Origin of the sequence: Streptomyces sp. NPDC048352 (genome assembly GCF_040651895.1) — a bacterium.
Classification (GTDB): Bacteria; Actinomycetota; Actinomycetes; order Streptomycetales; family Streptomycetaceae; genus Streptomyces.
In genome coordinates this window covers 102,406-125,428 of record NZ_JBEZKZ010000010.1, presented here as the reverse complement: position 1 = coordinate 125,428, position 23,023 = coordinate 102,406, and the positions used below count along the sequence as shown (strand labels likewise).

The following is a 23,023-nucleotide window of genomic DNA, read 5'->3' as shown; positions in this document are numbered from 1 at the left end:
CCGGAGCCGGGCTGCGCCGAACCGGGCTCCGCCAGGCCGGGACCGGGCTCCGCCACGCCCGAGCCGGGCCGCGGCGCCGGGCGCGGCCGCGGCAGGCTCCGTACCGGCGGAACTCCGGCGCGGGCCGGGCGCGGGACCACCAGGAGGGCCGCGCCGAGCAGCACGGCGGCCACGAGCGCGTCGGCCCAGTAGTGGTTGGCGGTGCCGACGATCACGAGCAGGGTCACCAGCGGGTGCAGCAGCCACAGGGCGCGCCGGCGGGAGCGGGTCGCGGCGATCATCCCGAGGGCCAGCATCAGCGCCCAGCCGAAGTGCAGCGAGGGCATCGCGGCGAACTGGTTGGCCATGGTGTCGGCGGCCGGGGCGGCCCGGTAGACGGTCGGCCCGTACACCTGTCCGGTGTCCACCAGGTGTGCGTCGGCGAGCATCCGCGGCGGCGCCAGCGGGAAGGAGAGGTGCAGGGCGAGGGCGGCTCCGGTGAGGACGGCGAGCACCCGGCGGACCCACAGGTAGTGCCGTGGCCGGCGCAGGTACAGCCAGACGAGGAACAGGGCGGTCGCCGGGAAGTGCACGGCCGCGTAGTAGGTGTTCGCGCTGTGCACGAGGGCGTCCGAGTGGAGCAGCAGCCGCTGGACGGCGCCTTCGCCGGGCAGGTGCAGGGCGCGCTCGGCGTCCCACACCCGGGCCGCGTTGCGGTAGGCCTCGTCGGTGCGGCCGGTGGAGAGCGTCCGGCCGGCCTTGTAGACGGCGAAGAGTCCCGCGACGAGCAGCAGTTCGCGTATGAGCCGGCGGCGCGCGCCGCTCTTTCCGGCGGCTTGCCGGTCGGGAGTGGTGTGGGAGGTCATCCCCCGGTCTCGCTTCATTCGGGTTCCTATCGACACGCCAGTGTATCGGTACGTTGGCGTATCGATACGCTGGTGTCCCGATAAGCTCGGATGGCCTTACACTCGGAGCACGGAGCCACCCCGGAGCCCGTGAGGAGAACCGCACCCCATGACGTCGCCGCCGCAGACCACCGCGCGCCGCTCCAAGATCAGCCCGGAGCGCGAGCAGGAGTTCTACGACGTCGTGCTGGACCAGCTGCGCGAGCACGGGTACGAGGCCCTGACGATGGAGGGCGTGGCCGCCAAGGCCTGCTGCGGGAAGTCCACGCTCTACCGGCAGTGGAAGACCAAGCCCCAGCTCGTCGCGGCCGCCCTGCGCGCCAGCCGCGCCGGCCGCGGCGAGCGGACCCTGGCGGGCGTGGACACCGGGACCCTCGCCGGAGACCTGCGCGAGGCCGCCCGGATCGCGGCCGGCACCTCGGGGCGCGACACGCGCCTCACCCAGGCGCTGGGGGTCGCCGTGCTCGGCGACGAGGAGCTCCAGGGCGCCCTGCGGGAGGCCCTGGTGGAGCCGGAGCTGGCGGCCTTCGCCGCGATCGTGGAGCGGGCCGTGGCGCGCGGCGAGATCGCCGCGGGTCATCCGGCCGTGGAGTTCCTGCCGGCGCAGCTGATGGGCGTGCTGCGGATCCGCCCGGTGCTGGAGGGGCGGTACGCGGACGCCGACTACCTGGTCAGGTTCGTGGACGCGGTGCTGCTGCCCGCGCTGGGCATCGGGCCCCGGGCCGCGGACGAGCACCCCTGACCCCCTGAACCGGTGGGCCGCCGTTCACGATGACCGGACGGCGGCCCGCTGCCCGCGCTGCCTCGTGGGGACGGCGGCAGCGCGCCACCCGGACGGGGCGGCGGCCACTCCCGAGCAGGGTGACCGCCGCCCCGTCCGTACGGACCTTCCTGCGGGCGGGCCTCAGCCGCGCGCGGCGCCCATCACCCGGGCGTACTCCTGCGGGTCGGCGTCGAAGCCGCGCGTGCGCGCGTCCAGCGTCCAGCAGCCCGAGGCGTCCCGGACGAACTCGGCGACGGTGGCCGCCGTGGCCCCGGCGAGCTCCGCGAAGTCGCCGGTGGCGAGGTCGGTGTACCCCTCGCGGATGCGCAGCCCCGTACCGCCGACGGCGGCGAAGGTCTTGCGGCCGGGCGCCCCGGCGGGCCCCGCGTCCTGGATCACCACGCCGACCACCACCCGGCCCAGTTCGGCCGCCAGCCGGTCCAGTTCCAGGGTCATCACCTCGTCGAAGCCGAAGCCCTGCCCGGTGCGGCTGTCCCGGGCCAGGGTGATGGTGCCGTCGGGGGCGCGGCTGCCGAAGTGGACGAGGTAGACGGGCTCTCCGTACGGGTCGGCGGCCGCGTACACGCCGGCGACGATGTCCAGGTCGTTCGCGGGTGTGCCCGCGGGGCTGGGGTCCCAGCGCAGTGCGATCTCCACCTTGGCCAGGCCCTTGCGTACTCCGCTCACCGAACTCCCCCTCCGCTTGGCCGTTTCGGCCGTGTCGTCCGGGCGCCATGCTGCCACGTGCCCGTGATCACCGTGGGAACGACCGTGCACAACCGGCCAGTTCCCGACGCCGCCCGGTGGGCGCTCAGCCGGCGGCGTCGACGCGTACGGTCTCCACCCAGGCCGGCGGCTGCGGCGCGTCCGCCCCGATCAGCGCGGCGATCAGCCGGCAGGACGGCGACCGGGCCGGCCACGGGGTGAAGCCGTCGGTCAGCACGATGACGACGGACGGCCGGTCGGGCTGGGCCAGCGCGGCCGCGATGCCCACGCGCAGGTCGGTGCCGCCTCCCCCGGCCAGGGTCACCTCCCGGGCGCTCGCCACCCGGGTCACGGCGTGCACGTCGGCATCGCAGGCGAGCACGGCGACCCGGTTGCCCCCCACGCCCACCTCGCGCAGCACCCCGGTGACCTCCGCGAGGGCCGCGGCGAGCTCCGCGTCGCCCATGGACCCCGAGGTGTCGATGACGATCGCGACCCGGGGCAGGGGCCGCCGCAGGCTCGGCAGCACCACCCGGCCGCCCAGCGCGGGCGTGCGGCGCGAGGGCCGCCGGTACGTGTAGTCCACCGCGCCGCCGGCCCAGGCGGCGGCCTCCCGGACCGCCCCCGACAGGGCGCGGCGCCAGTCGACGGCCGGCTCCAGGACCTGCTCCGCCCAGCGCTCCCACCCGCCGGGCACGCTCCCCCGGCCGCGGGTGCGCCGGTGGGCCCGCACGGCCTGGGCGGTCTGGCGGCGCAGGGCCTCCGCCTCCACCGGACCGATCCGGGCGGGGCCGTCGCCGCCGAGCTCCCAGGGCCCCGGGGTCCCGTGCGCGCCCGAGCCGCAGTCCACGCCGTGCGGGGGCGTGGCCGGGACGGCGGGCAGGTAGCTCTCGAACATCCCGCCCCGGGGCAGGCCGAAGAGCCCCGGCTCCATGCGGCCCGCCGGCAGCCGCAGCCCGTCGGCGAGGAGGTCGTCGTTGATCTCGCAGTCCTGGGCGATGTTGATGCGGACGGGATCGCGCTGGTCGGCGGGCGGGAGCCGGTCGGCGCGGCCGTGGTGGTCGCGCAGCAGGTGGGCCACCTCGTGGATCCACACGCCGGAGAGCTCCGGTACGGGGGTGCGCTCGACGAACTCCGGCGCCACGTAGCAGCGCCAGTGCCGGTCGACGCCCATCGTCCGCACCCCGCACGGGCCCGGCGAGGGGACGACGGTCAGCGCGTACAGGGCGGAGGCCAGGTAGGGCCGGGCCTCGGCCGCCGCGTAGCGGGCGGCGAGCAGCTTGGCCCTGTCGAGCGGGACGTCGTCCACCGGTACGGCGCTCCCGTCAGCGGGCGCCGGGCAGTGCCCCGGCGAGCTGGAGCAGTTCCACGAAGGCGTCGATCCCGGCGGGCACCGGCCAGGAGGCGTCGCGCAGCGCGGCGAGGTCGGCGGCGGCCCGCGCGGCCACGTCGGGCACGCCCGCGTCGACGGCCTTGGCGAGGACCGCCCAGCCGGCCTCCCAGCGGGGACGGGTGGGTCCGGCCTGGACGGCGGCCACCACGGCGATCAGGAACGCGAGTTGGCGGTCGCCGCGTTCGGGCAGGGCGAAGGCGCCGGGGTCGGCCAGCACCCGTTCCGGGTCGGGCAGGTCCAGGTGCTCCAGGTAGGTCAGCAGTTCCAGTCCCGCGCCGTCCCCGACGGCCCCGGTGAGCGCGGCGGACAGCGCCTCGCGGCCGGCGCCGGCCGCGTACCCGGTGGCCAGCAGCCGCAGCGCCATCTCCCAGGTGCGCGGGGAGGGCCAGGCCCGGCCGCGGGCCTCGGCGTCGTTCGGCATGTGGTGGACCAGGCCGGGCCGGGCGGTCAGGAAGCCGGACACCGCACCCCGGGCCCGTGCCGCCGCACCGGCGGCCCGGGCGGGGTCGACCACGGGGAGGTCCGCCTCCGGCCAGGTGCCGGCCATGCCGCGGGCCACGGTGCGCGGGTCGTGCGTCCAGTCCAGGTGGACGAACCGGTTGGCGAGCGGCGCGCTGAGGTGCCAGCCGTCCGCCGCGCTGGCGGGCGGGTTGGCCGCCGCGACGATCCGGACGGAGGGCGGCAGCTCCAGGCTGCCGACGCGCCGTTCGAGGACCACGCGCAGCAGGGCGGCCTGCACGGCGGGCGGGGCGGAGGACAGCTCGTCGAAGAAGAGCAGGCCGTGTCCGGTGCGGGCCAGGCGCACCGCCCAGTCCGGCGGGGCCATCGGTACCCCGGTGGTGGCGGGGTCGTCGCCGACGATGGGCAGTCCGGCGAAGTCCGAGGGCTCGTGGACGCTGGCCACGACGGTCTCCAGCGCGACGCCCAGCGACGCGGCCAGCCGCTGCATGCCGGCGGACTTCCCGATGCCGGGCTCACCCCACAGCAGTACCGGCTGATTGGCCGTCACCGCCAGTGCGAGCGCTTCGAGCTGGTGGCTGGCGCCGGGCTCGGTGCGGGTGATCCCGAGCCGGGTGTTCAGGGCGTCCGCGGCGGCCAGGGCGGCCGGCGGGCCCTGCTGCCGTGCGGTGCTCACGCGCGCGCTCCCCCGGGGTCGCCGGGCCCGTCCGTGGCCGCGTAGCCGTCGTCGTCGTAGTCCTCGTCGTCGTCGCCCCACTCCTCGCGCTCGTCCATGAACTCGTCGTAGGAGTCGGAGTTGATGCCCGGGTGGCGCTCCTCCACGAGGTCCTTGAGGAAGGCGAGATCGGTCCGCTTGTAGCGGCGGACCACCTGGGCCAGTGACAGCTCCATGTCGTCGACCACGTCGGTACGGGCTCCGGCCGCGAGGAGCGCGCGGACCAGGGCGGCGGTCCCGCCGTTCTCGACGGCGCACTGGAGCGGGGTGCGCCGGGCGTCGTCCACCTCCTCCAGGCCGAGTCCGGCCGCGAGCAGCCTGGGCAGCAGTTCCTCGTGGCGGACGAACGGAAGCAGGTGCAGCAGTCCCTGGCCCCTGCCGTTGCGCACGCGGGGGTCCTGCCCCGCGTCGAGCAGCGCGAGGACGCCGGGAGTGTCGCCGTGCTCGACGCGTTCGAACAGCTCGCGCCGTTCGGCCCGCAGGGCGCGCGGCAGCCGGCCCTTCCCGGTGGTCCAGGCCTCCGCCACGGCGAAGCAGCCGGCGACGGCGCCGCCGAAGGCCCGCATGGCACGCTCCCGCTGCTGCTCCTCGGCGCTGTGCGGGAGTTCGAGCACACCGGCCCGCGACCGCACCTCGTGCCACTCGCCGAGGCAGCGCACCCGGGCGGGCCGGGGCGCGGCGGGGCCGGGCGGCCCGGCCGCCGGGCCGGCGGCGGGGAAGAGGGCGGCGGTGACGAGGGGGTGCAGCTCGTGCGGGGCGGTCCGGCCGGTCCGTACGAGGTACGGGTCGGGCAGCGGCTGCCAGGCGTGGTCGGGCAGCCGGGGGAGGTCGCGCACCTCCTTGTACTCGACGAACCGCATGCGGGGGCCGCCGTCCGCGCCGGCGGCCTCCACCAGCAGCAGGCAGCGCCAGTCCGGGGAGAGGCGGAACCGGTCGCCGGCGCCCGCCGCGGCGAGGCGGCGGACCTGGTCGGCGAGCCGGACCGGGTCGATCGCGGCCGACCCCAGCGCCTCCAGGGCATCCTGCCTTCGGTAGCCGCGCGGCGGGAGCGTCGGGTCCAGTTCGATCCCGGCGAGGGCGAAGGCCCCGGCGGTGTCACCGCGCCGCTGGAGCACGGCGGCCCACTCCGTGCGGCCGGCGGGGTCGGCGGGGCCGGGGTCGGCGGTGGGCAGCTCGTCGTCGCCGAGCGGGGTGCCGTCGGCCCGGAAGAAGGGCAACCGGTCGGCGGGGCCGGCGTACGCGCGCAGCTCCGCGGTGTGCCGGGCGTCCCAGAACCAGCGGGCGGCGGTCCAGTCCTCGCCGACCCAGGAGGCGTGGGCGTGGCGCCGCCTCGCCGGGTCGACCGGCGCGCAGTGCAGCCGCAGCCGCTGGGGGCCGTCCACCATCGCCCGGGTGGTGACGTACAGGGCGGGCGCCTCGGGGCCGGAGCCGTAGCGGGCCAGCAGGACGCGCCGGTTGGGGGCGAGCACGCTGCGGCCGCCCAGGACCCGGGGCAGGTGCCAGCGCAGCAGGTCGGGGACGAGGTGGCTCAGGTCGGTTTCCACCGCCTCGGCGGTGGCGGCCCCGTACCGCGGGGCGAGCGCGGGCGGGTCGACCGCCACCTCGACGCCGGCCGCGGCGCAGGCGGCGCGCCAGTCCCCGGCGAGGCGGTGGGCGGTGGCCCGCTCGATCATCCGGGCGGGCACGGCGTAGCGGCGGGCCCGCTGCCAGGCGGCCGCGTCCTCGGGTGCGATCCCGCCGGGCGGCGTGACGGCCGCCGTCACCGGTACACGCTCCCGATGGCCCGCAGGTCCGGGTGGGAGGCCCGGGCCGGGCGCAGCCGCTCGGCGAAGGAGCGCTTGAGGCGGCGGGGCGTGCCGGGGCCGAGGCCGACGTGCTCCAGCGGGCCGTCCTCGGGCAGCGCGGCGAGCAGGCTCTTGGCTCCGCGCCCGGTGATGCCGGTGTGGCGCAATTCGAGGCGGCGCAGGGGGCTGCCGGGCAGGGCCGCGGCCAGGGCGTACGCGCCTTCGTCGCCGGTGTCGTTGCCGGTGGAGCCGAGGCTCCGCTCGGACAGGGTCCGCCCGAGGTCCAGGGCCTCGATGCCGCCGAGGGCGTCGGCGAGGGCGCGTGCTCCCGCCACGCCGATGCCGTTGCCGCCGAGGCCGAGGCGGACGGGGCGCCCGGGGCCGGCGTCCGCCGCCGCGGCGGCGATGACGGCCACGCCCTCGTCCCCGAGGTGGTTGGCCGGTACGTACAGTTCGCGGACGCCGGCCTCGCGGATGAGGGCGGCGAGCAGCGGGGCGGCTTCGGCGGTGAGGCCGTTGCCGCCGAGGAAGATCCGTTCGAGCGGTGTGGCGCGGGTGCGCAGGGCGTCCAGGAGGAGGCGTACGCCTTCGGCCCCGATGCCGGTGTTGACGAGGTCGAGGGTGCGCAGCGCGGTGTTGCGGCGCAGCAGTGCGGCGACCGTGCGGGCGCCGTCCTCGAGGAGCGGGTTGCGCTTGAGCCAGAGGGCGCGGACGGCGGTGTCCCCCGCGAGGGCTCCGGCGAGGGCGAGCGTGCCGTCGGGGCCGATCCGGTTGCAGCCGAGGTAGAGGGTGTGCACCGGGTGCCGGCCGTCCGCGTCCGCGAGGGCCGACGCCAGGGTGCGGGCGCCCTCGTCGGTGAGGGAGTTGGTGCCGAGGAGCAGGTGCGCGGCGTGCGGGGAGGCGAGGGCCACGGGCAGCATCCGGGCGGCTCCGGCCGGGCCGAGGCCCTGCTTGCACAGGTCGACGCGGCCGTCCGTGCGCAGGGTGCCGAGCGGGAAGGTCTCGTCGGCCTCGACGGGCCGGTCCTGCGCGAGGCGGGCGAGCAGCGGGTCGAGGGCCGCCGGGTCGGCGAGCGGCAGGTCCGGGTGCTCGATAGCGGGGCACCGTACGGGCGTCGGCCGTGTCATCACCATTCCACCGGTTCCTTCGCCGGCGCCCGGCGACCCTGCGAGTTCGCGGAGGTGCGGCATCGCCGGCGCACGTGCTCGCGCCGCCGCGCCGCCCCTCCGGCATGACGGAAGACGGCAAGACCGGTCGGATTCGAACCGACGTCCTCCAGCTCGATGCTTGGGCGCGACGACCTCTGCGCTACGGCCTTGCCGCGGCGATCATAGCGGCCCCGCGGCCCGGAATCGATCACCAGTTTGACCGATTCCGGGTGCGTGCCCGGTCGTGAGGCGCGGGCTCCCGGTTACCAGTCCCCGTCCTGGACCGGTTCCCCCGGACGCGGAGCGTTGCCGAGCGGCAGCACCTGACCGGGCGCGTGGGGCGTCCAGGGCTCGTGGTCCTCGCCGAGCCAGTCGCCGACGGGCTTGACCTGACCGAGGGGTCCGGCCGCCGGGAGGTCGGTGCCGGTCTCGTCGTAGTAGTCGTACCAGGGCAGTCCGGCGCGGGTGTAGGCGGCCCGGTCCACGGGGGAGGGCGGGGCGTCCTCCCCCGTGATGCGGCGCCACTCGGGCGGGGTCACCAGGTGGACGAAGACCCGCGCGGCCGGCTCGTCCGCCCAGGCCGACCGCTTGCGGTCGTCGCGGTAGACCTCCTGGCGCATCGCGCCGCCCACCCCGAGCCCCATGGCCGGGGCGGCGGGCCGGAGCGCGGCCGGGGCCGCGGGCGCGGCGCCCGGAGCGGCCGCCATCGGCATCGCGGGGGCCGCTCCGTACGCGGGGGAACCGGGCGGCGCCGGCTGCGCGCCGTACCCGTAGGACCCGGGCGGCACCGGCTGCTCGGTGCCGCCGCCGAGGGGCCGGGCGGCGGACCGGCGTGCGCGCTCCTGCTCCTCGCGCCAGGCGGCCAGGGCCTTCGGGCCGAGCGGGAAGGCCTGGAGCTGCACCCCGCCCGTGACCTCCTCGCCGGTGACCTGGCCCTCGACCGTCGCCCCGAGGCCCAGCGGTACGGCGACGAACTGGGCACCGTCCCGTCGCCGGAGTTGATGCCGTCGAGCCAGGGCTGCCGGGGCAGCACCACGTAGTTCTGCGGCTTGCGCTCCAGCCGGCCGGTCCACCTGCGGCCCGAGACGGCGCACACCTTGCCGACGCCGACCTGGAGCGCGGCGGGCTCCCGCGACCCGCCGAAGCTGAGCCACATCGCCTCGCGCAGGTACACCGGCAGCATGACGCCGCCCTTGGCGCGCCACTCCTGCGGCACGGTGTCCGGATAGTCCTCCACCCGCCGCAGCGGGAACTCCCCCATCCCCGGCGGCAGTGCGTGCGTACCCGATTCAGGCAGACGCAATGTCCGGATGAACCTGATTCGTGCCGCTTCGCCCAGCAGGAGCGTATTGCCTTCGACCCTCGCCGCGCTCATTGCCTCGTTCGCCACCCCGGACAGCCCCTTCTCCGGCCACGGACCGGAACCGCCGCAATATCCGCGGCTGAACCGGATCGTTATGCTCAAGTTTTCCTCAGATGTAGTGACGGTGCGGCCGCCACCTTCCTAGCTTCCTCATACACGTGCCTTCGCGCCCCCGCGGTTCCGCACGTCCCCCCGTTCCCGCGATGTCCCCCGGGATTCCGCGTTCCCGAGGAAAGAGTTCAGCATGAAGGTTCCCAAGGCCGGTGCGGTCGCCACAGTGATCGCCCTCGCCGCCACCGCCTCCGGCTGTGGTGGTGACGCCCCGAAGGAGCCCATCTCCATCGGCATCAAGTTCGACCAGCCCGGCATCGGTATGCGCGAGAGCGACGGCACCTTCACCGGTTTCGACGTCGACGTGGCCACGTACATCGCGAAGGAACTCGGCTACAAGGCCGACGAGATCGAGTTCAAGCAGGTCTACAGCTCGGACCGGGAACTGCTGATCCAGTACAACGAGGTCAAGTTCGTCGCCGCCAGCTACACGATCAACGACAAGCGGCGGGAGAAGGTCGAGTTCGCCGGACCCTACTTCGTCGCCCACCAGGACGTGATGATCCGGGCCGACGACAACACGATCAACAAGCCGGAGGACCTGAACAACAAGCGGCTGTGCACGGTGAGCGGCTCGACCTCCGCCGAGAACATCCGCAAGAACCTCGCGCCGAAGACGAGCGTCCTGGAGCTCGGCGGCTACTCCGAGTGCCTCGTCGCCCTCCAGGACAACACCGCCGACGCGATGACCACCGACAACTCCATCCTCGCCGGGTACGGGGCGCGCAAGGGCAACACGGGCAAGTTCAAGCTGATGGGGCTGAACCTCAGCAACGAGAACTACGGCATCGGCCTGAAGAAGGGCGACAACGACCTCCAGCGCAAGATCAACCTGGCGCTGACCAAGATGGTCTCGGACGGCTCCTGGGAAGCGGCCGTGAAGAAGAACTTCGGCCCGGCCAACTACAAGTACGAGCCGGCGCCCCAGGTCACGACCGGCAACTGAGGACCCCTGGGCGGCGGGCCCCGTCCGGCCCCCGCCCAGGCCTCCGGCCCTCCGGCGCGGCCGCGCCCGACGGCGGACGAACCCGACGTCCATGCCGCCGACATGTGGTTTTTACTTGTAAGGCACATGACAATAGGATCCTCGCTCTGCCACCAGACACCCCGCCAACTGCCATGGCGGGGACGGTGTTTGTGGAGAGGTATCCCCCACGTCATGAGAATCTCCCGTACCGCCCCCTGGGCCGCCGGGCTCGCCGCGGCCGCCCTGTTCCTCATACCGGCCAGCGCCACCGCCGGCCAGCACCGCACCACCGCCGACACCGCGCAGGCCGCTCCCCAGGCCTACCCGGTCACGGTCGACGACTACTACGCGGCAGCGACGGGCAAGACCGGCGCCGCGCTGAAGAGCGCGCTGCACGAGATCATCAAGACCCAGTCCAAGGTCAGCTACGACGGCGTGTGGAACGCGCTGAAGGTCACCGACCAGGACCCGGCGAACCCGAACAACGTCATCCTGGTCTACTCGGGCCGCTCCCAGTCCAAGTCCACCAACGGCGGCGACGTCGACGACTGGAACCGCGAGCACGTCTGGGCCAAGAGCCACGGCGACTTCGGCACCGCCACCGGCCCGGGCACCGACCTGCACCACCTGCGGCCCGAGGACGTCACCGTCAACAGCACCCGCGGCAACAAGGACTTCGACATGGGCGGCAGCCCGGTGGCCGAGGCCCCCGGCAGCTTCACCGACGCCGACTCCTTCGAGCCCCGGAACGCCGTCAAGGGCGACGTCGCGAGGATGCTGCTGTACATGGCGGTGCGCTACGACGGCGGGGACGGCTTCGCCGACCTGGAGATGAACGACCGGGTCAACAACGGCACCGCCCCGCTCTTCGGCAGGATCAGCCTGCTGAAGCAGTGGAACCAGATGGACCCGCCGGACGCCTTCGAGCAGCGCCGCAACCAGGTCATCTACGACACCTACCAGCACAACCGCAACCCGTTCGTCGACCACCCGGAGTGGGTCAACGCCATCTGGTAGGCGCCCTCGGTCACGTGACGCGGACCCCGTCGAGGCTGTCGACGACCCCGTCCGCGTTCAGGTGGCGGCGGAGCCGGCTCCCGCGGAGCCGGCTCCGGCAGGGTCAGGGGGTGCCGAGCCGGCCGGCCAGGGACTGGAAGTCGGTCCAGGACGCCTGGGGCGGCCGCGGGTCCCAGAGCTTCTGGGAGAGGGCGGCCAGCGGCAGCCGGATCCCCGCCGCCACCTGGTCCTGGGTCTGGGCGCCGGCCAGGTCGCACCAGACGGCGAGGCGCGCCCCGAGGACCTGCGCGTCGTAGCGGGCCGGGACGGCGGTGGTGCCGCGCAGGACGAGCGGGGTCCACTGCTCGTAGATCCGCTTGCCGGTCGGGTACGTGAACTGGTTGGGCTCGCCGAGCACGTAGTACAGGTACTCGTCGTTGAGGTTGACCACCTTGCGGCCCGCGGCCAGGTACTCCAGCGGCGGCCGGGCGCCGATCTCCTTGCCCGTCCAGTACTCGGCCTGGATGTCCTGGGCGGCCCGGGCGGTGCCGTCCCGGAAGAACCCGTCGTTCCACGCCTTGAGGGCCTTGCCCGACGGCCGTACCACGGCCGCCCGGTCGTTCAGCCAGCCCGTCGCCAGGTCCTGCACCCGGGCGCTCGGCCCGTAGCGGGCCCGGGCGGCCCTCGCGAGCCCGGGGAAGGAGGCCTGGGGGTCCTTGACCACCAGCGCCTGGTACTCGTCGGCGCCCAGGTGCCAGGATCCGGCCGGGAACAGCGGCAGGTACTCGCGCAGCAGTTCGTCCACGAGCCTGGCCGAGGCCGGGTCGGCTATGTCCACGGCGCCCTTCACGGCCCGGCCCGCCGCGTCGCGCAGTTGCAGCTCCGGGTGGGCCCGGAGCACGGCGCCGAGGTGTCCGGGCGAGTCGATCTCGGGGACGACCGCGATGTGCAGCCGGGCGGCGAGGGCGTTGATCCGGCGCACCTCGGCCTTGGTCAGGTGCGGGGTGGAGACGATCTCGGGGTGGGTGTCGGACTGGATCCGGAAGGCCTGGTCGTCGGAGAAGTGCAGGCCGAGCTGGTTGAGTTTGAGGTCGGCCATCTCCCGCAGGCGGCCCTCTATCCAGTCCGGGGTGAAGTTCTTGCGGGCGATGTCGAGGTTCAGTCCGCGCTGGGCTTTGGCCGGGGCGTCCTTCACCGTGCCCTCGGGGGCCGAACCGGCCCCGCGTATCTCCTGTTTGAGGGTGCGCGTGCCGTAGAAGACGCCCGCCTCGTCGGGGCCGGTGATGCTGACGCGGCCGCCCTGGACGGTGAGGGTGTACGACTCCGCCGGGCCTGAGCCCTTCGCGCCGAGGGCCAGCTGGACGTCGCCGGCCCGGGGCTGCTGCGACTCGGCGTACCCGAGGCGCAGTTCTCCGGCGAGCAGCCTGCCCTCGTCGGCGAGGGCCGCGCTGTCGGCGGGTGCCACGACGACGCGGGCGCCGGGGGCGGGCTTCCAGCCGGGGCCCCGGGCGGGCACGTGCTCGCGTACGGAGGGCACGGTGCGCGGGGCGGTGGAGGGGGCGTACGCGGACGCGGGCGGCCCGGTCGGCGTCTCGGCGGCGCCGGCGGTGGGCGGGACGGGGGCCGGGGAGGAGCTGGGGGCGGTGCGCGTGCCGTCGGCGCCGGCGGAGCAGGCGGGTACGGCGAAGGCGACCAGCGTGGCGGCCGCTGCCGTCGCGATGGCCCGACCTCTGCGGAGCTTCCCGGTCGTGTGCCTCATCGTTCACCCGTGTCCCCCGTACCCAAACTGGCACGGGGGACACGGATGCGCGAGCCGGCGGCCCGGGCCGGTGCCTCAGATCCGGGAGTCGGCGCGCTCCAGGGCCTCCAGGGCGGCCTCCCCGAACCGGTGGTCCTGCTCGGGGGCGCCGCCGCCGATGCCGACGGCACCGACGAGCCGGCCGTCGCGGTGGACGGGGAGCCCGCCCGCGATGAACAGCAGCGGCCGGTCGAGGGCGGTCGGCTGGTGCGGGACATGCGGGGCTCCTGTGCGGTGGGCGGGGTCAGTGGTGGACGGGGGCGGGGGCGGTGGGGGCTCCGGCCGCGACGACCCGGCCGGAGGCGGCGCGGGTGCCCGTACGGCGCTCCAGTGCTCCGGAGACGAGGGCGAGGACCAGGGCGGAGGCGGCGAGGGCGGCGCCGACCCAGTTCGGGGCGGTCCAGCCGAGGCCTGCGGAGATGACGAGCCCGCCGAGCCAGGCGGCGAGGGCGTTGCCGAGGTTGAAGGCGCCGATGTTGACGGCGGAGGCCAGCGTGGGGGCTCCGGCGGCCTGGTCGAGGACGCGCTTTTGCAGCGGAGGGACGGTCGCGAAGCCGAGGGCGCCGATCAGGAAGACGGTGACGGCGGCGCCCGCCTTGTCGTGGGCGGTGAGGGTGAAGAGGGCCAGGACGACGGCCAGCGCGCCCAGGGAGGCGTACAGCATCGGCATCAGCGCCCGGTCCGCGTAGCGGCCCCCGACGAGGTTTCCGGCGACCATGCCGAGCCCGAAGAGGACGAGCAGCCAGGTCACGGAGGGGGCGGCGAAACCGGCGACGTTCGTCAGCATCGGGGTGATGTAGGTGATGGCGGCGAAGACCCCGCCGAAGCCGAGGACGGTCATCGCCATGGCGAGCAGCACCTGGACGTTGCGGAACGCGGCCAGCTCGTGGCGGATCCGTACGCCTTCGGGGCGGGGCAGGTCGGGGACCAGCCGGGCGATGCCGAGCAGGCCGAGCACGCCGAGGGCGGCGACGATCAGGAAGGTGACGCGCCAGCCGAGGTGCTGGCCGACGAGGGTGCCGAGCGGTACGCCGACCACGTTGGCCACGGTCAGGCCGGTGAACATCATGGCGATGGCGCCGGCCTTCTTCTCGGGTGCCACGAGTCCGGCCGCGACCACCGAGCCGATGCCGAAGAAGGCGCCGTGGGCGAGGGAGGCGACGACGCGGCCGGCCAGCATCACGCCGAAGGCCGGGGCGAGCGCGGAGAGCACGTTGCCCGCGACGAAGAGGCCCATGAGCAGCATCAGCATGCGTTTGCGGGGGACGCGGGTGCCGAGGACGGTCATCACCGGGGCGCCGAGGACCACGCCGAGGGCGTAGCCGGTGACCAGGAGGCCGGCGGTCGGGATCGAGACGCCGTAGCCGGCCGCGACCTCCGGGAGGAGACCCATGATCACGAACTCGGTGGTGCCGATCCCGAAGGCTCCGATGGCGAGTGCGAGGAGCGCGAGAGGCATGGAGGTGCTGCCCTTCAGGGTGGGGAAACAAAGGTCGGGGGCGCGAGGACGTCATTGCGTTCGCCGTCTACGCTCGTCCACATTAATTGCAGACGCGGGATATTTGCAAGCGCGGGCTATTGCGTCCGTGGCCTATCCTGGGCGGGACGGCGGAACACGGGGAAGGGCCCCGGCATCCGCGCGCGGCGACGACGGAGGAGCCCATGACGGCCACGGACAGCGCACTGACCGGCCTCGCCCAGGGCTGGTGCGCCCTCTCGCTCCTCCATGGCCGGATCGAGGCGCACATCGAGCGGGCCCTCCAGGCGGGGCACGGGCTGAGCGTGCGCGAGTACTCGCTGCTGGACGTGCTCAGCCGCCAGCACGGCGGGCCCGGCGGGCACCTGCGGATGCACCAGGTCGCGGACTCGGTGGTGCTCAGCCAGAGCGCGACCACCCGGCTGGTCAGCAGGCTGGAGGACCGCGGGCTGCTGAACCGCTACATCTGTGACACCGACCGCCGGGGCATCTACACCGACGTCAGCGAGGCGGGCCTGGCCCTCCTGGCCCAGGCCCGCCCGACGAACGCCGCCGCCCTGCGCGAGGCCCTGGACCAGGCCGCGCTCGACCCGGAGCTGGCCCCGCTGGTGGCGGCGGTGGAGAACACCCGCCGGTAGGTCAGCCCCTCGGCCGCGAGGGGGTGGGCGAGCTCTCCGGGAGCCCGGCGCCCCCCGGCACCGGGGTGGCCGAGCCGGCGGGAGGCGCCTGCGAGGTCGACGGCGCGGACCGGGGCGGTCCCGACGGGCTCGCGGAGGGGGCCGCCGTGGGCGTCCCCTGCCCGGTGCCGGCCGGGGCGGTCGCCGGCGTACGCGGGAACGACGGCTCCGGCGCCGGCGAGACGCTCGGCCGCGGCGGCGCGGTCGGCGCGGTCGGGCTGAGCTCGGGCGGCGCGGCGGGCGGCACCGGGCGGACCGGCCGCTGACCGGGCCCGCCGAGCACGAGGTACCCGGCCAGGGCGGCCGCGGCCAGCCCGGACAGGCCCGCGAAGGTCCACGCCCCGCGCCGCAGCCACAGCCCGCGCGCCGGGAGGCGGCGCAGGTGGGGGCCGGGCGGATCGGCGGGGCGCAGCGAGCGGACCGTGACCTCCTCGGCCCGGGCCTCCAGGGCCTGGCGCAGCCGGCGCTCGACGGGGCGTTCGCCGTCGGACGTGGTGCCCGTGTGGCCGGTCATACCCGTCCCTCCAGAATCCTCTCCAGCGCGTCCAGGGCGCGGCTGGCGTTCGACTTCACCGCGCCCCGGCTGATGCCCAGGGTCTCGGCGATCTCCGCCTCGCTCATGTCGGCCCAGTACCGCAGCACCAGCACCTGGCGGCGGCGCGGGGTCAGCTTGCCGAGCGCCGCCAGCACCTCGCGGTGCGCCTCGCCCAGCACCACCGACGCCTCGGCGGAGGGGACGTCGGCGGTGACCGGCGGGATCCACGCGCGGGCGGTGCGCCGGCGGCGCAGTACCGAGCGCGAGGTGTTCACGACGGCGGTGCGCAGGTAGCCCAGTGCGTTGTCCACCTCCGTGATCCGCTCCCCATAGCGGCGGTAGAGGGCGGTGAAGGCGTCCTGCACCACGTCCTCGGCGGTGCCCAGGTCGTCGACGAGGAGCACCGCGAGGCGGACCATGCCCAACCGGTGGGCGTGGTAGAGCGCGCTGACGGTCGGCGGGGGCGGCGGCTCGTCCGCGCCGTGGCCGCCCGCGCCGTACGCCGGGCCGTACGCGTACCCGTGCGCGGGTGCGCCCGGGCCGGCCGGCGGGGCGGAGCGTTCACGGCGCGAGAGCCACCACCACAAGCCCCGCCACGCCCGGGTGAGTCCGGGCGTGAGGGGGCTGACGGTCGGTGCGAGGTGGAGCACGGGTGTCCTCAGTTGCCGGCGCGGCGCCGCAGGGCGTACAGGGTTCCGCCGCCGGCGGCGAGGAGCCCGGCCGCTCCGCCGCCGAGGGCGAGGGTGGTCGCCGAGGAGCCAGTATGCGCCAGCTCGGCGCCCCCGCCGGAACCGGCCGCCGGGGTGGAGGGCACGGCGGACGGCTGCCCGGTACCGGCCGGAACCGCAGGGGAGACGCTCGGTTCGCCGCTGGCGGACGGAGCGGGGGCGGAGCTCGGCCGGCTGCTGCCCGCCGGCAGCGTGGGGACGGCGGTCGGCTTCGCGCCGGCCGGCTGCGTCGGGCTGGCGCTCGGCTTCGTGCCGGCCGGCAGGGTGGGGACGGCGCTCGGTGCCGCGCTGCCGGTCGGCACGGCGGGTGCGGGCGTCGGTGAGGCAGGGCCCCCCTGCGCCGCGACGGCCGGCCCGCCGAGGGCGACGACCGCCCCGGCGGCGGCAGCGACGACGGCCGCCCGGCGGGCGGACAGGGGAGCGCGCTTCAGGTTCTTCACGGTGGTTCTCCACGGTCGGGTCGGGGGCGCGGAACTTCGCCCTTCACCCCCGCACGACGCGCGAGTGCCCGATCGGTTGCCGCCGATCGCGGAAAACTTTCCGCGCGCCGCGTCCGCCGGACGGTCAGGGCCGCGGCGGCGGCCAGGGGACCTCCTCCAGGAGCGGCAGCAGGGTCTCCTCCTCGTGTTCGAGATGGGCCGTGAGCTCCGCCGTCATCCTCGCCAGCTCCACGCGGAAGCGCTCGGGTTCGGCGATGGCGACCTCCCCCAGGAGGGACACCAGTTCGCCCTGGATCCGGGCGACGGTGCGGTGTTCGTCGCGCAGCCGCTCGAACGTGCCGGCCAGGTGGGGATGGTGGGCGGCGATCCCGGGGAAGAGGTGCGCGTCCTCGCTGGTGTGGTGGAACTCCAGGGTCTGGCAGAAGGCCAGGCAGCGCTGGCGAATCTGCAGCCCGAGCCCCGGCGCGGGCGGGGCGCCCGGGCCGGTGTGGTCGGCGCGGGCGGTGAAGTGGGCCTCCGTCTCGGCGCCGACGTGGCGCAGTTGGGCCCGCAGCCAGGTGTGGACCTCGAGGAGTTTCCCGGCGAGGGTGCGGACCTCGCCGGGGGCCCGCCAACCGTCCGGTTCGGCGGGCAGCAGGCGGACGACGGGGAGGGTGCGGGCGGTACCGGCCTGGTAGTCGGCGTAGCCGGGGACGGCGCGCACGATCTCCCCGAAGAGCTCGACGCGCTGCTCCCCTTCGGCGGGTACGGCGAGGGCCTCGAAGGTGTCGGCGCCCAGTTCCACCTCGACCTGGGGGCGGGCGAGCAGGTTGTGGTACCAGGCGGGGTGCTGGGGGGCGCCGAGGTTGGAGCCGACGACGAGCAGTTCGCCGGCGTGGCGGACGTAGCCGAGGGGGGTGGTGTGCGGGGCTCCCGACTTCGCGCCGGTGGTGGTGAGCAGGAGCAGGTCCCCGCCCTCGAAGGGGCCGCCGACCTTGCCCTGGCGGGCGCGGAACTCGTCGATGACGGACTGGTTGAAGTCGTGTGCGGGTGTGGGCACGGGTGTTGTCTCTCCGGGGAGCGTGGGCATGCCGCCGCGCCCCGGACGGGCCGCTGGACAGCGGGAGTCGCCGGGTGGGGCATGCCGAAGGAAGAAAGGAAGGAGGGAGGGAGGAAGGGGGAGCGCAAGGGGCAGTGACGGGAGCCGGACGTGCGGCTGCTCTACGTCAACTGCGGGTCGCGGAGTACGGACTCATGGCGGATCCCTGGGTGAAGGGTGTTCGCCCGATCACCGGCCGGCCCACTGCTCTGTGGCCGGAGTCACGCGACACCGTTGATCATTAGACGCGGGCCGGGGCGGTGCTGTCAACGCCGGTGATCGCGCGAACCCTGGACGATATTGCGCATATCGGGCTAATGGGCGGAGCGTCGGCCGGGACTCCCCCCGCCGCCTGGCCATAGTCGTCGGTGGCGGCCCCCGGGCTGCCGCCCCCTGCCGCGCCCTGCGGCCGGGCGGAAGCCTTCGTGGAGGAGCGGCTCATGCTGAAGCCCACCAGGACCATCCTCGCTCTTGCCGCCGGCAGTATGGTGCTCGGCCTGTTCGGCGCGGGCGTCGCCGCCGCGGACGACGGTCCGGTGGACGGGCCCGGGGTCCACGACGTGCGCGACGAGGAGTCCGTGCACGACGAGTACTCCGAGTACGACGACGGGTCCGAGTACGACGACTCCCGCGGCGACGAGGACGACGACGAGCAGGGCCGGCCGGGCCGCGACGAGCCCGTGGTGTACCCCAAGCCCAAGTACGCCCTCGGCAGGGTCGTCTCCCAGGGGCCGCTGACGATCCGCAGCAAGCCGACGACGCGCGCCAAGGCCCTCGGCAGGGTCCACCCGCACCAGAAGCTGTCGCTCGTGTGCAAGAAGCGCGGCGAGCGGGTCGACGGCAACGACCTCTGGTACCTGCTGGAGCACAAGAACGACAGGAAGCCCGTGGACGGCGTGGACGACGACGACCGCACGGCCAAGGCGTACGGGCACCGGCACGCCTGGGTCTCCGCCCGCTACGTCAAGGACGTCACCCCGGTGAAGTGGTGCCGCTGACCCCCGGGGTCACTCCCCCGGGCGTACGGGACGGGGCCTCGCGCCCCGGCCTCCGTACGCCCGGAGCCGTGTCAGAAGTCCCCGTAGTTGACCTGCCACGTCGGCAGGCCCATGCGGCGCCACACCGCGACCACCCGGTCCCGGTCGTCGAGCGACATCCGGACCGCGTAGCGGTCGCGCACGTGCGCGTCGAAGAGCTCGGCCTTGACCACGTCGTCGCGGCGGGTGTCGCCGGCCGCCCGCATCCACAGCTCGTCGTAGGGCACCTGGTGGCGCCGCAGCCACGACTCCGTCTGCGGCCGGTGCTCCTCGCTGCGCCCCGACAGCAGCACGATCGCGTCCCCGTCGGCGCGCCGGAAGGCGTCCAGCGCGTAGCGCACCGGCTCGTTCAACAGGTCGATTTCGCAGCGCGAGAAGTCGTACGGGCCGCGGTCCCCGGTGAGGGCGAGCGTGCCGTCGATGTCGCACAGCACGGCGGGCGGAAGTGCCGGGTCCGCGACGTAGGGGCGGACCGGCGGCTGGTCGTTCAGCCACGCGGCGGTGAGCCGCCAGCCGCCCTTGCGCGCCTTGGCGTGCTTGTCGGCCAGGATCCGGATGACCTCCTCGCCCACCGGCCGCTCCCGCGCGGCGTCGCGGCGCAGGCACTCCTCCAGGGGCACGTCGGTGAAGTCGTGCACGACGAAGGAGGCGCGGCCGGCGACCGCGGCCTTGAGCCGCTTGGGGATGTGGGAGGTCAGGTGGGTGTTGTCGACGACCACGTCGAAGCCGTCCTCGACGGCCGCGCGGACCGCCGCGTCCTGGACGGCGAGCACGGTCTGCTCGTGCCGGAACGAGCGGCCCCGCTCGGGGTCGGGCACGTCCAGCATGGCCCGCAGGTCGTCGAGGTTGACCCGGCGCATGCGGCCTGCGGCCTCGGCCTGGAGGGCGCGCGCGGCGGTCGTCTTGCCCGAGGCCGGCAACCCCGTCATGACGTGGACCACGGGGAGTTCGGGCTCTTCGGACACGTTCAGTTCTCCTCGTCGGTGGTGTAGGGGTCGGCCGTCTCCGGCCGTACGGCCCGCCAGCCGGCGAGCTCGGTCGAGCGGCCGTCGAGCCGCATGAACACGGCCGCGCGGAGGCGGCCGTCGCGGATCTCCTGCGCGGCGCGCGCGAAGGCGCCCCGGTCGCCGGCCAGGTGTGCGAGCGCCCCGAAGGCCTCGTCGACGGCCCGTTCGTGCCGCGCGGCGGCCTCCTCCAGCCGGGCGATCACCTCCCGCACCCAGGCGTCGAACTCGTCGGGGACCTGTTCCAGGAGCGCGTCGAGCGGCTTGCCGCCGGACTCCTCGACGTCGGCGACCGTGCAGTTGAGGCCCTGGGCGAGCTGCTTGGCGGGCAGCCCCGCGAAGCGCTGGATGCCGTGGGCGCGCCAGACGTCCCGTTCGGTGACGCCGGTCAGCAGCTTGTGGAGGCGGACGTACTCCGCGAGCTTGGCCTTCGCGCGCACGCCCGAGGCGAAGCGCAGGACGAAGCCCTCGGCGTCGGTGCCGGCGGCGGAACCGCCGCCGGGCAGGGTGTTGGACGCGGCGAGTTCGAGGAGTTCGGCGAGCGGCATGGCGGGCCACACCGTGACGACGGAGCCGATGCCCTCCCAGTGGCCGGAGGCCTCGGCGAGCGGCACCTCGGTGCCGTCCCGGCCGAAGGCGGCGAGCAGGACGAGGTCCCGGCGGTCGCCGTAGTCGACCACGATCCGGTTCTGCGGGTAGAGGATCTCCGCGAGGTAGGTCACGCCGGGCACGAGGGCCGAGGTGTCGCGGGTGTCGAGCCGGCGCTGCGCCCAGGTGGCCTGGGCGCTGATGAAGGAGCCCTTGGAGGCGACCCGCCAGTGGTCCGCGTAGTGGAAGACCACGGCGAGGCTGCCGTCGACCTTGTCGTACACCTCGAACGCCTCGTCGGGCAGGGCGGGCGCGTACGGCCGGCCGGACAGGTGCTCGCCGACGTTGAAGAACTTCGGCAGGGGCAGCGCGACGACCGCTCCGGTCTCGTCGTCGGCGACGAGACCGCGGCAGCGCGTGGTGACCCGGTTCCAGACCTGTTCGTACTGGGCCGTGCGCGTGTAGGTGTAGATGGACAGCGGCAGTCGGGGGTGCCGCTTGCGGGTGACGTGCCCGGCGTCGATGGCGTCCGCCAGCTCCTGCGCGGGCAGCAGGCCGTGCAGAGTCAGGTGGTCCTGGCTCATGGGTTCCTCCCGGATCGAGATGGCTCATTCTCGCGTGCGGGAGGGACGGCCCGGTAATCAATTAGTACTGGTCACCGGCCGAAGCGGCCGAGGGGGCGGGGCGGCGGCCGCGGGCGGTGGTGAGGAGGAAGGCGAGGAGGGTGAGGACCCAGGCGGCGGCCGCGATCCAGAGGAGGACCTCGCCGAGGGGGTGCAGCCACGGGGTGCCGGTGGCGGGGGCGGCGGTGAGGCAGGCGGTGGCGGTCATGCCGAGGGGGAAGACGGTGGACCAGCGGCGGATGTCGTAGCGAGGGCGCGGGCTGCGGAGTTCGGCGGCGAGGAGGACGGCGTACCAGGCCAGGGAGATGCAGAGGGCCGCCAGGGTGGCGGTGCGCAGGGCCGCGTGCGCGGGGCCGGTCCACAGGGGGGAGGCGGTGAGTTTCGCACCGGCGAGGGCCGTGATCGACAGGGCCCCGCCCGCGATCCAGTGGTCGCCCGCGCCGCGGACGACCTCGTGGAAGTCGAAGCGGGCCAGGGCGAGGACGTACAGCAGCAGGCCCAGGCAGCAGCAGGCCAGGGCGGCTTGGGCGAGCCACGCCAGGCTCCAGGCGGCGGAGAGGGCGGCCGCGAGGACGGCGAGGCCCTGGGTGGCGACGCAGACGAGGAAGGCGGCGCCGGGCATGCGGCGCCGCCAGTGCCGTACGACGGCGGCGAGGAGGCCGGGCCACAGCAGGGCGGCCAGCGCCAGCAGGGCGGCGGCCGTGCGCTGGCGGCCGAGTTGGGAGAGCCGGGCGCCGAGCACGGTGGTGGCGGCGACGGCGGTGAGGGCGGCCGGGGTGTCGGCTTCGGCCCGGAAGCGGCCCCGGTCGCCGATGAGCCGGGCGGTGAAGCAGGCGGCCAGGACGAGCCACAGCGCGCCCGCGAAGGCCAGTGCGGCGAGCGAGAGCCGGGTGCGGCCGGTCAGTTCCAGGCCGACGGACAGGATGCCGGCGGCCATGACCGCGCCGCCCGCGGCGGGCGGGAGCGTGCGGAACCAGGCCCGGAGTCCGCTCCCGCTGTGCATGGCCTCACATTACGCCGCGGGTGCGGAACTGGATGCTGATCCGGGGGCCGACGGCCCGCGCCGTTTTGGGGACGGCGTGTTCCATGGTGCGCTGGCAGGAGCCGCCCATCACCACCAGGTCGCCGTGGCCCAGCGGCAGCCGCAGCAGGGTGGGGCCGCCGTCGCGCGGGCGCAGCACGAGGTCGCGGGGGTCGCCGACGGACAGGATCGCGACCATGGTGTCCTCGGTGGCGGAGCGGCCGGTGCGGTCGCCGTGCCAGGCGACGCTGTCGCGGCCGTCGCGGTAGAGGCAGAGCCCGGCGGTGGCGAAGGGTTCGCCGAGTTCGGCGGCGTAGTACCGGTCGAGCGCGGTGCGGGCCTCGGTGAGCACGGGGTGCGGGAGCTCCTCACCCTCGCGGTAGTGCGCCAGCAGCCGGGGGACCTCCACCTGGCGGTCGTACATCTGCCGCCGCTCCGCGCGCCAGGGCACCTCGGCGGCGAGGTGCTCGAACAGGGCGTCGGCGCCGGTGAGCCAGCCGGGCAGGTGGTCGACCCACGCGCCGGCTCCGAGCACGGTCCTGCGCACCGGGGAGAGCGGGCCGAGCCGGATCTCGTCCGTCTGGTCGAAGAGGGAGCCCTGGAGTGCGTGCATGGGACCAGCCTACTCCTCGACTCGAACACCTGCTCGATCGAATGGGGGGCTCCCGGGGGTGGCCCGGCGGCCTGCGGGAGAGGATCATGGCCGCACACCGGCCCCGCCGGGCCGTC

Annotated in this window: 21 protein-coding genes, 1 tRNA gene and 2 pseudogenes; 5 read left to right on the top strand and 19 right to left on the bottom strand. The window is 75.0% G+C overall.

Features of this window, described 5'->3' with window-relative positions; all coding sequences use genetic code 11:
- Positions 1 to 845 (bottom strand): phosphatase PAP2 family protein (locus AB0D45_RS08530; RefSeq protein WP_362456107.1); only part of this gene is annotated, 845 nt, incomplete at its 3' end.
- Positions 846 to 993: 148 nt separating this feature from the next.
- Between AB0D45_RS08530 and AB0D45_RS08525 the strand changes: the two genes are divergently transcribed.
- Positions 994 to 1,626 carry a TetR/AcrR family transcriptional regulator gene (locus AB0D45_RS08525; RefSeq protein ID WP_362456099.1) on the top strand — a complete coding sequence of 211 codons (633 nt, stop codon included), beginning with the start codon at positions 994 to 996 and terminating at the stop codon, positions 1,624 to 1,626.
- Positions 1,627 to 1,788: 162 nt separating this feature from the next.
- Here the strand turns inward: AB0D45_RS08525 and AB0D45_RS08520 are convergent, their stop codons facing one another.
- The 7 genes and pseudogenes from AB0D45_RS08520 to AB0D45_RS08490 form a co-directional block, all read right to left on the bottom strand.
- A complete protein-coding gene (locus tag AB0D45_RS08520) occupies positions 1,789 to 2,334 on the bottom strand; it encodes a TerD family protein (protein WP_361610343.1) in 546 nt (181 codons plus the stop codon).
- 124 nt (positions 2,335 to 2,458) lie between these two features.
- Positions 2,459 to 3,661 carry a VWA-like domain-containing protein gene (locus AB0D45_RS08515; protein ID WP_362456097.1) on the bottom strand — a complete coding sequence of 401 codons (1,203 nt, stop codon included), beginning with the start codon at positions 3,659 to 3,661 and terminating at the stop codon, positions 2,459 to 2,461.
- Positions 3,662 to 3,677: 16 nt separating this feature from the next.
- Positions 3,678 to 4,880, bottom strand: a complete 1,203-nt coding sequence (locus AB0D45_RS08510) for an AAA family ATPase (protein WP_362456095.1) — start codon at positions 4,878 to 4,880, stop codon at positions 3,678 to 3,680.
- Positions 4,877 to 6,682, bottom strand: a complete 1,806-nt coding sequence (locus tag AB0D45_RS08505; RefSeq protein ID WP_362456093.1) for an ankyrin repeat domain-containing protein — start codon at positions 6,680 to 6,682, stop codon at positions 4,877 to 4,879. Before AB0D45_RS08505 ends, AB0D45_RS08510 begins: the two co-directional genes overlap by 4 nt.
- A complete protein-coding gene (locus tag AB0D45_RS08500) occupies positions 6,679 to 7,830 on the bottom strand; it encodes a gala protein (RefSeq protein WP_362456105.1) in 1,152 nt (383 codons plus the stop codon). The genes AB0D45_RS08505 and AB0D45_RS08500 overlap by 4 nt, the downstream gene beginning before the upstream one ends.
- 118 nt (positions 7,831 to 7,948) lie before the next feature.
- Positions 7,949 to 8,021 (bottom strand) — tRNA-Arg (locus AB0D45_RS08495).
- Positions 8,022 to 8,114: 93 nt separating this feature from the next.
- A pseudogene (locus AB0D45_RS08490) lies at positions 8,115 to 9,226 on the bottom strand (hypothetical protein).
- A gap of 232 nt (positions 9,227 to 9,458) precedes the next feature.
- Here AB0D45_RS08490 and AB0D45_RS08485 point away from each other — a divergent pair.
- Entirely contained in the window at positions 9,459 to 10,271 is an 813-nt protein-coding gene (locus AB0D45_RS08485; RefSeq protein WP_361610017.1) for a glutamate ABC transporter substrate-binding protein, read from the top strand.
- Positions 10,272 to 10,484: 213 nt separating this feature from the next.
- On the top strand, positions 10,485 to 11,309 hold the full coding sequence (locus tag AB0D45_RS08480) for an endonuclease (protein ID WP_362456091.1): 825 nt from the start codon (positions 10,485 to 10,487) through the stop codon (positions 11,307 to 11,309).
- A gap of 103 nt (positions 11,310 to 11,412) precedes the next feature.
- Here the strand turns inward: AB0D45_RS08480 and AB0D45_RS08475 are convergent, their stop codons facing one another.
- The 3 genes and pseudogenes from AB0D45_RS08475 to AB0D45_RS08465 form a co-directional block, all read right to left on the bottom strand.
- Entirely contained in the window at positions 11,413 to 13,047 is a 1,635-nt protein-coding gene (locus AB0D45_RS08475; protein WP_362456089.1) for a glycoside hydrolase family 20 protein, read from the bottom strand.
- A 75-nt stretch (positions 13,048 to 13,122) separates the two neighbouring features.
- A pseudogene (locus AB0D45_RS08470) lies at positions 13,123 to 13,290 on the bottom strand (heme-binding protein); the annotation flags it as partial.
- A gap of 40 nt (positions 13,291 to 13,330) precedes the next feature.
- Complete coding sequence (locus AB0D45_RS08465; protein ID WP_362456087.1) at positions 13,331 to 14,545, bottom strand: MFS transporter; 1,215 nt, start codon at positions 14,543 to 14,545, stop codon at positions 13,331 to 13,333.
- 203 nt (positions 14,546 to 14,748) lie between these two features.
- Here AB0D45_RS08465 and AB0D45_RS08460 point away from each other — a divergent pair, with 203 nt between their 5' ends.
- Positions 14,749 to 15,201: a MarR family transcriptional regulator gene (locus AB0D45_RS08460; RefSeq protein ID WP_361610021.1), complete on the top strand. Its 453-nt coding sequence runs from the start codon at positions 14,749 to 14,751 to the stop codon at positions 15,199 to 15,201.
- A gap of 1 nt (position 15,202) precedes the next feature.
- On the opposite strand, the gene AB0D45_RS08455 is transcribed toward AB0D45_RS08460, so the two are convergent.
- The 4 genes from AB0D45_RS08455 to AB0D45_RS08440 all read right to left on the bottom strand — a co-directional run bounded on the left by AB0D45_RS08455 (position 15,203) and on the right by AB0D45_RS08440 (position 17,982).
- Complete coding sequence (locus AB0D45_RS08455) at positions 15,203 to 15,754, bottom strand: hypothetical protein (RefSeq protein WP_362456085.1); 552 nt, start codon at positions 15,752 to 15,754, stop codon at positions 15,203 to 15,205.
- A complete protein-coding gene (locus AB0D45_RS08450) occupies positions 15,751 to 16,425 on the bottom strand; it encodes a SigE family RNA polymerase sigma factor (RefSeq protein ID WP_362456083.1) in 675 nt (224 codons plus the stop codon). The genes AB0D45_RS08455 and AB0D45_RS08450 overlap by 4 nt, the downstream gene beginning before the upstream one ends.
- An 8-nt stretch (positions 16,426 to 16,433) precedes the next feature.
- Positions 16,434 to 16,943 (bottom strand): LAETG motif-containing sortase-dependent surface protein, encoded by a 510-nt coding sequence (locus AB0D45_RS08445; RefSeq protein ID WP_362456081.1) that lies wholly within the window; start codon positions 16,941 to 16,943, stop codon positions 16,434 to 16,436.
- A 124-nt stretch (positions 16,944 to 17,067) separates the two neighbouring features.
- The gene (locus AB0D45_RS08440; protein WP_362456079.1) at positions 17,068 to 17,982 is read right to left on the bottom strand and encodes a nitroreductase/quinone reductase family protein; all 915 of its coding nucleotides are present in this window, start codon (positions 17,980 to 17,982) and stop codon (positions 17,068 to 17,070) included.
- A 479-nt stretch (positions 17,983 to 18,461) separates the two neighbouring features.
- Between AB0D45_RS08440 and AB0D45_RS08435 the strand changes: the two genes are divergently transcribed.
- Positions 18,462 to 19,019, top strand: coding sequence for a hypothetical protein (locus AB0D45_RS08435; RefSeq protein WP_362456077.1), 558 nt, complete (start codon positions 18,462 to 18,464; stop codon positions 19,017 to 19,019).
- Positions 19,020 to 19,090: 71 nt separating this feature from the next.
- Here the strand turns inward: AB0D45_RS08435 and AB0D45_RS08430 are convergent, their stop codons facing one another.
- From AB0D45_RS08430 to AB0D45_RS08415, 4 genes are all read right to left on the bottom strand, one after another.
- Complete coding sequence (locus AB0D45_RS08430) at positions 19,091 to 20,023, bottom strand: AAA family ATPase (protein WP_362456075.1); 933 nt, start codon at positions 20,021 to 20,023, stop codon at positions 19,091 to 19,093.
- 2 nt (positions 20,024 to 20,025) lie between these two features.
- Complete coding sequence (locus AB0D45_RS08425) at positions 20,026 to 21,234, bottom strand: RNA ligase (protein ID WP_362456073.1); 1,209 nt, start codon at positions 21,232 to 21,234, stop codon at positions 20,026 to 20,028.
- A gap of 61 nt (positions 21,235 to 21,295) precedes the next feature.
- Positions 21,296 to 22,276, bottom strand: coding sequence for a hypothetical protein (locus tag AB0D45_RS08420; protein WP_362456072.1), 981 nt, complete (start codon positions 22,274 to 22,276; stop codon positions 21,296 to 21,298).
- Between the two features lie 4 nt (positions 22,277 to 22,280).
- Positions 22,281 to 22,907 carry an alpha-ketoglutarate-dependent dioxygenase AlkB gene (locus AB0D45_RS08415; RefSeq protein WP_361609771.1) on the bottom strand — a complete coding sequence of 209 codons (627 nt, stop codon included), beginning with the start codon at positions 22,905 to 22,907 and terminating at the stop codon, positions 22,281 to 22,283.
- Positions 22,908 to 23,023: the final 116 nt, after the last annotated feature.